A 13,361-nucleotide genomic window follows, 5' to 3' on the forward strand; every position below is an offset into this window, starting at 1 on the left:
CTTTGAAGTTTTTATAAGAGGTCAGGTGAAATAAAAGTTGCTTAGCATGTTTTAGATGGCGCAGTTTTGGTAATCGACCTGAAGAGTTTTTATAAGAAGCCTGTAAAAATAAAAATTGCTTAGCGTGTTTAAGATGGCTCAATTTTGGTAATCGACCTTAGACATTTTTATAAGAGAGCAAGGTAAATAAAACTGCTCTAGCAACCTCTGTCTCTCTTTTTTCCTTTATAGCCAGCGACGAACAGATTTTTGGTATTGCTGGTATGCTGACCCAAACTTCTCAGCCATAAACGTTTCTTCTGGCATAATTTGAAATCGATTCATATAGAGAATAAATACCGGCAGCATTATAAAACTCGCAATATTACCAAGATAAATTCCCCAACCAACTAGCATTAATAACATACCAACATACATTGGGTTACGGCTAAATTGATAAACACTACTTGTAACAAGGCTCGCCGACTTTTCTGGAATTCGAGGGTCAACAGTCGTACCTTGCTTACGAAATTGATAAACACCTAATAAAGCAAACACCACACCTAAAAATGCAATGAGTAGTGCTACAAAAGATGATGCGAAAAACGAGAAGCTAAAACTCGTAAACAAGTCTGCTATGCCCCACATCATCAACGCAATGATCAGCAGTAGCGCGACTGGAGGAATTTTTAATTCTAACTGATTCACACAAGCTCCCCTACTTTCAATGCCTTACCACGACTAATTTGATGACACTGGGCTAAGAATAACTCCGCCGTTGCCATGGCATCAGTCAGGGCATGGTGCGAGCTGTAATGCGGTAAGTTGTAGCGTTTACGGCATTCGCTAAGTGTTAAATCATCGTGGCCAATTTCGTGGCCTTGCTGGTGCAGGCGTTTTTTTTCAATAACAAAGGTATCAAGAATTAAACGCGCTTTTGCATCTAAGCCAAGCGTTCTGCAGGCCTGTTTTAAAAACCCCCAATCAAGTGCCGCGTTATGAAACACTAAAATGCACTCACCAAAATGCTGATGCAGCTTGCCAAGAATGGTTTCGAGGCTTTCACCTGTATCTATATCTTGTTTTGCAATACCGTGATAAATCGGACTTTGCTCTAAGCTTTGCACGTCTTTATTTATTAAGTGCTGCGCACCGCTGAGTTTAATGCATTGATCTTCTATCATCACCCACGCCACCGAGACAATTTCGTGCTGGCGAGGATCTAGGCCCGTTAATTCCATGTCTATCACTACGTAGCGTTCTTTATAGGCATCAGCTGCCAAGAGTTGCTTGCGCGCTAAATACCGACTTAACCAGCGTTTAACCATACTCTCTCCTATAAACTACCGCGAGCAAACTTAAAGGCGGCGGCTTGCTGTGCTTGTTTAACCAAATAAAATGCTTCTTTTAATTGATGTCGCTCTAATGAATTCAACGCATTTGGGTTAATACAGTTGCTAGGCAACCCCTCTTCGTTAATTTGCGTGCCTAAACGCAGCTGGGTTAAAAAGCGCCAACAGTCTTTTAGGTTATACAAGTCATCTTTATTGAGTAACGAAAATTTCATTAACGCATCAATACGCTCTTGCGTATTAGCACGCTGAATACCCGCTTTGAGGGAATATAAACGTACTATGTCGTTGATGATCACCACACCGCGTTTTTTTAAGTCGAGGTACTTATGCTGCTTTTCGTCTTTCTCTAATTTAAATTGATTAAACAAACCAATGGGCACTGGCGTATTTTTAATGTCGCTGGCCATAGCCGCATAGAATAAGTCATTTTTAGAAATGCGTTTTAGCTGCTCACAAAAGCGCGCATATAAGGTAGTGGAACCTTCAATAAAACGTAGGTCAAAAAATATCTTACAATTGAGCATCGCCTCTGGTGTAGGTGAGGTGATCCACTTATGAAACTTTTCTGTCCAAGCATTAATGCCCATACGGCACTGTGCATTGCTCGCCATAATATTGCCAGGGCAACGTTTTATACCGCACTCAATTAAATGCTCACAGACATACTCGCCCATGCGCTTAAAGTAATCGTGTTGTTCTTCTGTTAAATCATCAGGTAGCAACAGGCCATTATCTTGGTCAGAATGCAGTGTTTGTTCTTCTCGTGCTTGTGAACCAAAACAAATAAAACTAAAGCTGGTTGGTGCCGCACCATTATCTTCTTGGAACAAACGAATTAACCGCGAAGTCAACGCATCGGTTAAGCCACTTAATAATTTACCAATCAAGGAGATGTCATCAATATTGTTTGAAAAACCTTTTAATAAACCGGGTATCTCTTGCGAATAACGCTTTAAATCAACCACGCTGTGCGCTTTGTAAATTCGTCCAATCAATTGTACTGGGTCGCTTTTTTGCTGACGCAGTAAATCAGTACTGGTGAGCATACCAAGCGGTTTGTGATGTTCATCAAGCACAGGTAAATGGTGAATATTGTGCTTAAGCATTAAGTGTAGCGCCGAAAACACGCGGTTATTTTCAAAAATAAACTTGGGCTTACACGTCATGATGCTACTTACTGACTCTTGTGGGTCAACCTCATCGGCTAATACGCGGTTGCGTAAGTCTCTGTCGGTCAGGACTCCTACAAGACGCTCATGTTCAGTCAACATAATCGATGAAACACCCTGTTGTTTCATTTTTTTAGCGGCTTGACGAATACTTGCATCTGGCGCCAAGGTGACGGCTTTGCGATTCATCAACTCGCAAATTTTTTTCTCCGACCAACTGTCGTTTTGACTTTTATAATGAGACGACAATAAACGGTTTTTATGGGCACGAACAAAGTATTGCTCAAACACTTTATACTCACGGCGTAAGTAATCAAATGCCGCTTGGTTAAGCATGTAAACAATGCCTTCCTTTTGCACTGAAATGCTATTTTGAATTGCTTCGCCAGTTAACAATGAAGGAAAACCAAAGTAATCGCCACTTGATAACTTAGTGATCACATCGCCTTTTGGGTCAACTAAATCATAATCGCCAGAGCGAATTAAAAATAATCTTAGATTATCCGAACTTAACCACTGATTTTGATTCTCACGGGTCAAATAAATAATATCGAGATGGTTTACAAAATACTCACTGGCAGCGCCATCAAGCTGATTAAATGGCGTTTGCTGCATCACAAATTGGGCGACTTCCTGTTGCTCGGTATTCATGGTCATTCTCGCTATATAATAGAGACAATATCTACACTACCCCTGTTTGAAATAAATAAAAAGCCCGACTTAAGTCGGGCTTTTAAACGTCAAGAGTGTGTTCTTATAAAATGGTTTTATTAGTGCGCGTGTGCTGCGCTCGAACCTTTAGGGTTACGGATACCTTCAACCATTTCTTGGATTTCAACTGGTGTTTCAGCCGTTAGTTTAAGTACGATAGCTGCAACTACAAAGTTAACAATCATACCAATAAGACCGATACCTTCAGGTGAAATACCAAATAACCAGTTTGCCGGTGTATTCAACTCAGGGCTTACGAACTTGAAGTAGATAATATAAGCCGCTGTGAATGTAATACCTGTCACCATACCCGCAATCGCACCTTCTTTATTCATCTTCTTAGAGAAGATACCCATAATGATGGCTGGGAAGAAGCTCGCCGCTGCTAAGCCGAAGGCGAAGGCAACAACCGAAGCCACGAACCCTGGCGGGTTAATACCAAAGTAAGCTGAAATCACAATCGCTATCATCGCAGCTAAGCGCGCTGCAAGTAGCTCTTGTTTGTCACTTATATCTGGTTTTAAGGTGCGTTTTAATAAGTCATGGGATACCGAGGTCGAGATCACCAATAGTAAGCCTGCTGTTGTTGATAGCGCTGCTGCGATACCACCTGCTGCGACTAATGCAATCACCCATGCTGGTAAGTCTGCGATCTCAGGGTTTGCAAGTACCATGATGTCGCGGTCAACTTTAACTTCGTTTGCGCTGTTTGGATCATCAATCTTACCTGCTGAGTAGAACATTTTGCCGTCACCATTTTTATCGTTAAAGGTGATTAGGCCTGTTCTTTCCCAGTTTTTAACCCAAGCTGGTGCTTCTGCGTACTCTGTACCGCTACCGTCTTTACCGTTAATTGTATCAATCATGTTTACACGAGCGAATGACGCTACAGCAGGTGCTGTTGTATAAACAACTGCAATGAAAACAAGTGTCCATGCAGCTGAGATACGCGTGTCTTTAACACGTGGAACAGTGAAGAAACGAACGATTACGTGCGGTAAACCTGCTGTACCAACCATTAGCGCGCCTGTGATTGCGAATACATCAATCATGCTCTTCGAGCCTTCGGTGTACTGCGCAAAGCCAAGCTCGGTACTGAGTCCATCTAGTTTATCAAGTACAAACTGTCCTGAGCCATCGCTAAGGGTTGCACCGAAACCGGTTTGTGGGAAGAAGTGACCTGTCATCATCATTGAAATGAAGATTGCTGGAACAAGGTAAGCAAATACTAGTACACAGTACTGAGCTACTTGCGTATATGTAATCCCCTTCATACCGCCTAATACAGCGTAGAAGAATACAATCACCATACCAATGTAAACACCGGTCTCAATATCTACTTCTAAGAAGCGAGAGAAAACCACACCTACACCACGCATTTGACCTGCGATATATGTGAAACAGATAAAAATAGCACATAAAATTGCAACAACACGTGCAGCTTGTGAGTAATAACGGTCACCGATGAAATCAGGTACCGTGAACTTACCAAACTTACGTAGGTAAGGAGCTAAACAAAGTGCAAGTAGTACATAACCACCTGTCCAACCCATTAGATATACACCACCGTCATAACCCGCAAACGAGATAATACCCGCCATTGAGATAAACGATGCCGCACTCATCCAGTCAGCAGCGGTTGCCATACCATTTGCTAGCGGCGGTACACCGCCCCCTGCAACATAGAATTCATTTGTTGACCCAGCACGAGCCCAGATTGCGATGCCGATATAAAGCGCGAAGCTTAAACCGACGATAATAAACGTGAGTGTTTGAACATCCATTGCTTAGCTCCTATTCGTCTACGCCGTATTTTTTATCTAACGTATTCATTTTGAAAACGTAAACAAAAATCAAAGCAACAAAGGTGTAAATAGCGCCTTGCTGGGAGAACCAGAAGCCGAGTTTAAACCCAAAGAAACGTATCTCGTTAAGTACGTCTACCAGTAAAATGCCGAAGCCAAATGACACGACAAACCAAATTGCTAATAATTTAAATAGCAGTGCGAGGTTTTCCGCCCAATAAGCTTTTGCTTGTTCTTCATCTTTAAAAGCCATTTTTTATCCCCTTATGCATTACAAAAAAGTAATGAGTGGTATTAGTTGTCATTAACTAAGTTAGCAAGGGTTCTGATTTATGGAATTGAGACCATAGTCGTAACAGTTAGTTTACGTTTACGTAAACTGCAAAACACCGTTTGTTAACGAATGGTAAAAAACAATATTTAACAACAACTTAACCTATAAAGATAAATTTGCGAAATAGCGAAAATAGTAAAAACGAATGATCTGCGACATTAGTCTAATAACAGCGCATAAAACAGTACTATCTTTTAAATATCAACAACTTGCTTTTTATTAATTTTTATTGCAAAAAATCTAGCCATCGAAATCGCGCATAATTCTGGTAAGGTAGTGTTATTACAATAATTACTGAATTTAAACATGACAGCTGCGCTTTTATTTGTTGCACTCGCCTATATTGGCGTGTTGTTTTGGTTGGCAAATTGGGGAGACAAAACCACTCCTCTTGCAAAAAGAATTAGTCACCACCCATTTGTCTATTCTTTTTCACTAGGGATTTACTGTACGTCTTGGACCTACTATGGTTCGGTTGGTACAGCAGCCACCAGCAGTTGGAACTACTTACCTATTTTAATTGGCCCTGCGCTGCTATTTTTCTTCGGCCAAGGGTTTTTACGTAAATTAGTACTGGTCAGTAAAAAGCAAAATATCACCACTATCGCCGACTTTATTTCTGCTCGCTATGGTAAACGGCAAACCACCGCGATTATGGTAACGATTATCGCTTTATTAGCGACTATTCCGTATATCGCACTGCAATTAAAAGCACTAAGTAGCAGCTTCTTACTGCTGCAAAACGACGATCGTATTTCGGGATCTATGCTGGCCCTTTCAGCAACACTTATCATGGCAATGTTTGCGATATTCTTTGGTACTCGTAAGGTGGATGTAACCGAATATCGCTCGGGGCTGATGCTGGCTGTTGCCTTTGAATCGATGATTAAATTACTGGCTTTAGTGGCCGTTGCTGGGCTTGCTTTATACACATTATTTAATTTAACTACGGTGCAAACCGAGCAACTAAAGGGCTCTATTTGGCAGCACTGGCATAACTTCGACTTTTTTAGCTTTAACTTTATCGGTCAGTCATTAATGGCAGCTGCGGCGATTATCTGTTTACCAAGGCAGTTCCATGTAACTGTGGTCGATAACCAAGATAAACGCCATCTTTATACAGCCCGCTGGGCATTCCCCCTGTATTTGTTACTGACTGCTGCAATGATTTTCCCTATTGCAACGGCAGCTATACACCCAGGCATTGGTAGTGACTTCTCTCCAGATAGCTTTGTATTAGCCCTACCGCTGATGCACGAAAACGCCTTTTTAACGACCTTTGTATTTATCGGGGGTCTATCAGCGGCTACAGCGATGATTGTTGTAGCCACACTTACACTCAGCACCATGATCTCAAACGATGTGGTATTGCCGCTAATGCTGCGTCGTAAGTTTAAACGTAACCTCATCACCAGCAGCTATAAATCACAAATTCTGTTAGTTAGACGATTCACAATTGCTGGCATTTTGATTTTGTCGTATTTCTACCAGCAATGGTTTGGTCATGGTAAAGCTTTGGCTAGTATGGGGTTAGTGGCCTTTTCTTTAGTGTCGCAATTACTCCCAGCTATTGTGGGTGGTCTATATTGGCGAAAAGGCCATGCTTATGGGGTTTATGCGGGATTATTAGCAGGCTTCATTTGCTGGGTTTTATTCTTAATGCTACCTATTTTAGATGCAGGCAATACCTTAAACGCAGAGCTACAACAAACACTCATTACTCGTGGCACCCTCATTGCTTTATTTGCCAATATTGGCTGTTACATTAGTTTTTCGCTCGGTGCAGATGAGCGTTTAATTGATAAAATTCAGGCAGCTGCCTTTGTTAATCCTAAAGATCAAGCTGTGTTTGCTAGACGCTTGAATAAAAATGTGAAAGCCACCGTCTACGACTTTAAGGTTCTACTACAAACCTTCTTGGGCGTACAGCGATCGCAACAAGTTTTAGCCCATTACTCCTTAACTCATAACTTAGATAATAATAACGCACACCCAGAACCTGAGTTTATTGCCTATTGTGAACGCGCCTTAACTGGTGTGCTTGGTGCCTCTTCAGCACAGGCGCTGATCCACACAGTTGCCTCTGGTAAACGCATGGCCTTTGAAGAAGTCGTTAACTTTTTTGATGAAACCACACAAGCTCTGCAATTTAACCAAAACCTATTATTCACCTCACTTGAAAACCTCAGCCATGGTATTTCTGTTGTTGATAAAGAGCTTAATTTAGTGGCATGGAATAAGCGCTACGCAGAAATGTTTGACTACCCAGAAAACTTTTTAGAGGTTGGTCAACCCATAGAGGAAGTGATCCGCTACAATGCCGAGCGCGGCGAGTGTGGTCCAGGTGAAGTTGAGCGCCATGTAGAAAAGCGCGTGCAGCATCTTAAAAACGGCACGCCCCACCACTTTATTCGCCACCGCCGTAATGGCCAAGTGTTCGAAATGATTGGTAACCCACTGCCAGATGGTGGCTTTGTAACAAGTTTCTCTGATGTTACCACGCATATCGAAACGCAAAATGCGCTTGAAGAAGTAAACATGGACCTTGAAAACCGTATTGAAGCGCGTACTCAAGAAATCCGTACTATCAATAAAGATTTACAAGCACAAATCGACAGCCGAGTACAAACTGAGCAAGCACTTACTTTAGCTAAAAAAGAGGCAGAACAAGCTAATGACAGTAAAACGCGATTTTTAGCTTTAGCAAGTCACGATATTTTACAACCGCTGAATGCGGCGCGCCTGTACCTTGCAGCCATTGATGATAAAACCCTCTCGAACAACAACTTAAATAACTTTGAAAAGCTTGGCGCAAGTTTAGATTCAACGGTGCATTTGATGTCTGCGCTGTTAGAAATTGCCAAGCTCGAGCAAGGGGCAATGACGCCAACTCCACGTCACTTTAGTATTGATGACATACTTGCCCCGCTTAAGAACGAATACGCCATTATGTCGAGCGAAAAAGGCTTAAAGCTGACGGTGCGTTCAAAAGGAGTTATTGTTCACAGTGATATCACTTATTTACGACGAATTATTCAAAACTTGGTGTCAAATGCGGTTAAATACACTGATAGTGGCCGAGTTTTAATTGCTTGTCGCAAACGCAAACATCATTTACGTATTGAAGTATGGGACACAGGCCCCGGCATTACAGAAGTAGAGCAAGCGAAGATCTTTAATGACTTTTATCGTATTGAAGCCGGTGATAACAAAGGGGTTGGCCTTGGCTTAGGAGTTGTAAAACGAATGGCCGACTTACTCTCTTTACGATTAGATGTCAGTTCAAAGCCTGGCAAAGGTAGCCGCTTTAGTATTGAAGTACCTTATGGTGAAAGCCAATTTATTCAACAAAAAGAGGCACCTAAAAAAGGTGTTGAGAACCGCAGTGCAATGAATATTATTGCGGTGGATGATGACCCTGAAAACCTTAATGCCATGGCAAGCCTATTGCAAAAGTGGCAGGCCAATTATCAGCTCTTTGATCAAGTTGAAACCGTGATGGCCTATGCCAAAAAGCACCGAGCGCCCGATGTGATCTTAATGGATTATCAGCTCGGTCATGATTGCGATGGCATCACGCTTATTAAAACCCTACGAGAAATTTGGCAAAGCCCAGTACCGGCGATTTTAATCACAGCGGTACGTGATGAAGCGCTAAAACAGCAAACCAAAGAAGAGCAAATTCATTACCTTAGTAAACCTGTTAAGCCCGCAAAACTCAAAGCACTGCTTAACCACAGTACTTAACAAAAGCGCTTAACCAACGTTTTTAACAACAGCGCTTAACAATACCAATTTAAGGCAAAGCTGCGGGCTTTGCCTTAAATTTTTGGAACAACCAACTAAGCGCCACTAACGACAAGCCTAAGCCGATAAACGAAATAGCCCGCAATAATCCAGTTAAGTTTGCCATATCAATCAAGAACACTTTTAACACCACCAGCGCCAATAAGCCAAGGCCAAGCTTTTGTAATAACGTAATGGTTTTTAAATGCCCTATCACAACTAACATAGCTCCGATAATAAGCCAAACTAAAGAATAACTGTAAAGCTCGGCATCTGAGGTTGGCAAAGCAATATTTATAAACTCGCCTTGCCAGTTGTGGCGAATTTCCGCATTGATATATAAAACACTCATCACACCTGCAAGTGCTGTAAACAGCTTTTGTAAATAGTGTTGAGATTTCGTCAGTCGGCTTGCCCAAATTGCAATTAAAGCTGGTACTAACCAAAGTAATAGTAACCAGTTAATAATCGGCCAGCTGCCTATATTTATCGGTTCAAAAAACGGATTTACAGCGGTAAAGCTTTTCACTACTAGCAAGCCGCTTAATGTTAATAACGCAAAACCAGCCATTTGATAGAGCTTAACCAATTGCGCAGTAAAGCGTGAGCGCAGTAAGTAAACACAGCCCAAGATGCCCCAGTTACAGGTCAGTAAAATATGCTCATACACAGACAAACTCTCAAAATCAGGATAGCGCCCTACTAACTGATAGCTCGTCTCTGTGGTAATAAATAAAGCAATGCAATGTAGGGCTGCCCCCTCTAGCCACATTCGAACAGATTGCTGCTGCCAATGCCTTGCTGCCAAGTAAAATAAGCAAGCACATACAGGATAAACAACCAAACTCCAATGTACACCGAGCAGCAGCGCATCACTGTAATCCGCTGACCAAGGTGCAAAACTTAATCTAATGAGTAAAGCACCAACTAAACCTTTAAGCGGCCAAGTCAGTATGCTGAGTGACTGTTTATTCACATAAAAACTGATCAACAACACTTGCACAGCAAGCGCTAAGGTCAAGCTGCTGCCTTCAAGGAGCATGGTTAATGCCAAACTAATATTGGCATTACCGCCAAGCCAGTAACTAAATACTCGCATTGGATTTGTGCTATTGATGGATAACTTAAATAGCCAGGCAGACAGTGCCAGTAATACAAAGCACCAAACCGGGTATGCCGTCATCAAGGCATGGTCGGGAGTGATGAGATATAAGCAACTAATAATCACAAAACTTGAAAGTGATGCGAGTAACGTAAAGCCAAAGCGTTTAGGGTATTTACGACCAAATAAAAAACCATAGCCAGCAAACAAAGCAATAAAAAACAGCCCTGCTCCGTAATTTTGCCTAAATACAAAAAGCTGCTCAGAATAATCAACAGTATTATTTTGCCCTGTCAGCAAACACACCACACTCACCACAGATATTATTAGCCAGTGATCCCATGCACTGTTTTTTAATACCAAAAACAACAGTAAAGCCACTAACAACAACATACTCAACTGCCAAGTAAGCAGTTGATTACTACTCATGAGTAAAAGATAAAGTGGTACGACAACCGCTAATAACAAAGGGTTGTCGGGCAGTTGTTTCAGTAGCGTTTTAAAGCGATGTGGGCGGTATTCAATTTGCTTAAAGCCCAGCCCAAGGCGTGGAATAGCAATTAACAATATGATGCTAAATAGAGCATAAAGATTAATAAACCAATGCAGGTTTTTAGATACTGTCAATGCAACTAAAATGTACCAACCTAAATGACCTGCCCATAACAGATACCACAGCCAATGACGTTTTACATAATGCGCTACCAGCGAAGCAGAAACACTAACAAAAGCAACATAGGTAAGCAGCGCTATAAAATCATTATTCCCAGTATTGACCCAAACCGGCACGCTGTAGGCGCCAATAATACCAATGACCGCAAGCACTGGACCAAAACGCAGCGCCATCCAGCTTGCAGCTACAGAGATTAAGGTTAAAACGCTAAATGCAGGTAATGCTTGGAGTAAGCCATAATGGCTGTAGGCCAGTAAAGTGAGCGCAAAACAACTGATAAAGCCGCCGCTAGCAAGCGCAGCGGGAATATAGTTACTAAACCCATCAAAGATAATACCTTTACGATGTAACACCTCAGCCGCAACAATTAAGCTCAGACCAAAAATAGCCCCAAGTGTGAGTCGCATAGTTTCGGATAATAAGCCTGCTTCCAGTGAATAGCGGGCTAAAAAGATACCACCAAAGGCAAGTGCAACCGCTCCTACCCAAGTTAGCCAATTGGCTTTGATTTGTGTAACGAGTTGGCTTACTAGCGGATTTAAAATGGCAGGCTTGGGTTTTGTTGGCTCTGGCTTTTTAGCGATAACCTCAATCGGCTTAATAATAGCTTTCGGCTTTGGTTCAAATTTTACTGTGTCAGTCAGATCTTCGTTTGAATTTTCAAACGTGTTTGCAGTATTTGTTTGAGGGTTATTAACATATGTCGCGTTAAGTTTTACTCGAAGAGCAACCACCTCTCGCTTTAAACTAGAGAGTTGAAAAAGGGCAATAATGCCAGCAATTGAGCCACCTACAACAACTAGTGCTAGTAAGACTAGTAACGCAATACCGCCGTCCATACTCTCTCCTTGTGTATACTTTAAACAAAAAAGCAAAAGCCTTAATTGTTTATACAATAAACACTTAGCAAGAGTAAATAAACAACGATATTGCGTTTTAGCCGGTTAAGACTGTTCAGTCACCGTACGCTCTAAGGTCATCTTGTAACCTGAATCAGTGGTTTCATCGTGTTCAATCACCAAGATATAGTTACCTTCTTCGGTAAAATCCATATCGCTTTGTTGCAAGAGCACAATCTGTTGGCCGTTATCTTCAAACACCACATAAGTTGTATAAACTTCGTTATCAACCACCTGCTCTTGTTGGTCGTATTGATCTAACCCTTCAACAACATTGCTAGTATCTTCAACCGTTTCGCCATTGAGGGTAAAGTACACATCGACTTCGTCTATCTCTTGTCCTGCATAGCTATCAATTAAGTTAACCACAGTAACTGCGTGGCTGTAGCTGCTTGGTGTTAGATTTTCTTCAATGGTCATCATACGAGGGCCGTAATCTTTGTCATTGTAGAAAAGACCAACCGCACTTTGCTCACGCTCTAATGTCATTAAGAAATTATCTACAATCGTGTCGCCAGCTTCATCTAACATGGCGACGCTGTAACTATTTGGCGACATGCTCATGTATTCAGAGTAACTATCGTTGCTAACAACTTCGGTGTTAGTCGCCGTTGTGCCTCGGGTTACTTTAAATTGGGTTTGCGTGTAATCATCGATGGTATTAATAAAACGCAGCTGACCTTGCGCGTCTTGGTGGTTTAGTTGTGTTACAGAGCTACTTGCCGTAACGACATCAAGCGTAATACCATCTTCTTCTGTTGCATAACTTGGGCGGATCATCGCCATGTACGTTGCTTCATCATTAAAATACACGGTTGGTGATTCAAAAATCACATCTGTGCTGCCGCTAGCGGTGATATAAATAGTGTAATAACCTTCCTCAAGCGTGGCTAATTCTGGCTCAACGAGGTATTGCGAAGTCATTAATAACTCTGCGGTATCAAATACACCATCGTCAGTGGCAACATATACATCGTAAAGATTGTCTTCGCCAACAATATTAAAAAAGCCGACATTGAATTCATCTTCATCGCTTGACGTCGGCACACTGAGCTCTGTAAAAATTGGTTCAGCAAAGTCACCATTCATTACTAATAACTGAGTTTGATCATTTTTTATATTGATAGTTTCTTCGTCAATCGTAATATAACTGTCGTTGGCATCAACATATTCAAAACTGAGATCATACTCCCCCGAACTGTAGTTATGACGAGTTGATACATCACCAAAGTCTGCCCCCGAGCGCTCAGTGTCATCAACAAATAAACGCGTGTACGGGCTGTTGTAAGAGCCATTGTACAGTTGCACATAGCCACTGTTGCTACTGCTGCTGTCATCGCTTGAGCAGGCAGCTAGTACCGAAAGCAAACTTGAGGCAACAATTGTTTTAAGCAGAGTGCTTTTCATGGAATTTTTTCCTTATTGTTTGTAATACCCCATTTTGACTTGAATAAATCGAAATAATTCTATGTTTTACAAACTATTACCTTCACTTACAGTTACTTACGATAAAGTTAAAAAGTGTAGAAAATGATGTAGAAAAGCACT

General features: G+C 41.6%; 8 protein-coding genes. 1 reads left to right on the forward strand and 7 read right to left on the reverse strand.

All coding sequences use genetic code 11. From position 1 onward, the window contains the following. Nucleotides 1–225: 225 nt before the first annotated feature. The 5 genes from CWB80_RS15575 to CWB80_RS15595 form a co-directional block, all read right to left on the reverse strand. A complete protein-coding gene (locus CWB80_RS15575) occupies nt 226–687 on the reverse strand; it encodes a methyltransferase family protein (protein WP_138599719.1) in 462 nt (153 codons plus the stop codon). Next, nucleotides 684–1,307, reverse strand: coding sequence for a 3'-5' exonuclease (locus CWB80_RS15580; RefSeq protein WP_054560884.1), 624 nt, complete (start codon nt 1,305–1,307; stop codon nt 684–686). Before CWB80_RS15580 ends, CWB80_RS15575 begins: the two co-directional genes overlap by 4 nt. Nucleotides 1,308–1,315: 8 nt before the next feature. Beyond that, nucleotides 1,316–3,154, reverse strand: a complete 1,839-nt coding sequence (locus CWB80_RS15585; protein WP_138599720.1) for a DUF294 nucleotidyltransferase-like domain-containing protein — start codon at nt 3,152–3,154, stop codon at nt 1,316–1,318. Between the two features lie 119 nt (nt 3,155–3,273). After that, entirely contained in the window at nt 3,274–4,998 is a 1,725-nt protein-coding gene (locus CWB80_RS15590; protein ID WP_054551161.1) for a sodium:solute symporter family protein, read from the reverse strand. Nucleotides 4,999–5,008: 10 nt separating this feature from the next. Then, nucleotides 5,009–5,272 carry a DUF4212 domain-containing protein gene (locus CWB80_RS15595; protein WP_054551160.1) on the reverse strand — a complete coding sequence of 88 codons (264 nt, stop codon included), beginning with the start codon at nt 5,270–5,272 and terminating at the stop codon, nt 5,009–5,011. A gap of 387 nt (nt 5,273–5,659) precedes the next feature. On the opposite strand from CWB80_RS15595, the gene CWB80_RS15600 reads away from it, so the two are divergent. Continuing rightward, entirely contained in the window at nt 5,660–9,100 is a 3,441-nt protein-coding gene (locus tag CWB80_RS15600) for a PAS domain-containing hybrid sensor histidine kinase/response regulator (RefSeq protein WP_138599721.1), read from the forward strand. Nucleotides 9,101–9,149: 49 nt separating this feature from the next. Here CWB80_RS15600 and CWB80_RS15605 read toward each other — a convergent pair whose 3' ends face one another. Together CWB80_RS15605 and CWB80_RS15610 are read right to left on the reverse strand one after the other, a co-directional pair. Next, a complete protein-coding gene (locus tag CWB80_RS15605) occupies nt 9,150–11,753 on the reverse strand; it encodes a DUF2339 domain-containing protein (RefSeq protein WP_138599722.1) in 2,604 nt (867 codons plus the stop codon). A 105-nt stretch (nt 11,754–11,858) separates the two neighbouring features. Next, nucleotides 11,859–13,220: a DUF4397 domain-containing protein gene (locus CWB80_RS15610; protein WP_138599723.1), complete on the reverse strand. Its 1,362-nt coding sequence runs from the start codon at nt 13,218–13,220 to the stop codon at nt 11,859–11,861. Nucleotides 13,221–13,361 lie beyond the last annotated feature (141 nt).

It is taken from the genome of Pseudoalteromonas sp. S1650, assembly GCF_005887195.1.
Classification (GTDB): Bacteria; Pseudomonadota; Gammaproteobacteria; order Enterobacterales; family Alteromonadaceae; genus Pseudoalteromonas; species Pseudoalteromonas simplex.

What these genes read in the sequence shown, in the direction of transcription:
- CWB80_RS15580 (WP_054560884.1), bottom strand. Translation starts at nt 1,307, where the DNA reads ATGGTTAAACGCTGGTTAAGTCGGTATTTAGCGCGCAAGCAACTCTTG.
- CWB80_RS15585 (WP_138599720.1), bottom strand. Translation starts at nt 3,154, where the DNA reads ATGAATACCGAGCAACAGGAAGTCGCCCAATTTGTGATGCAGCAAACG.
- CWB80_RS15590 (WP_054551161.1), bottom strand. Translation starts at nt 4,998, where the DNA reads ATGGATGTTCAAACACTCACGTTTATTATCGTCGGTTTAAGCTTCGCG.
- CWB80_RS15595 (WP_054551160.1), bottom strand. Translation starts at nt 5,272, where the DNA reads ATGGCTTTTAAAGATGAAGAACAAGCAAAAGCTTATTGGGCGGAAAAC.
- CWB80_RS15600 (WP_138599721.1), top strand. Translation starts at nt 5,660, where the DNA reads ATGACAGCTGCGCTTTTATTTGTTGCACTCGCCTATATTGGCGTGTTG.
- CWB80_RS15605 (WP_138599722.1), bottom strand. Translation starts at nt 11,753, where the DNA reads ATGGACGGCGGTATTGCGTTACTAGTCTTACTAGCACTAGTTGTTGTA.
- CWB80_RS15610 (WP_138599723.1), bottom strand. Translation starts at nt 13,220, where the DNA reads ATGAAAAGCACTCTGCTTAAAACAATTGTTGCCTCAAGTTTGCTTTCG.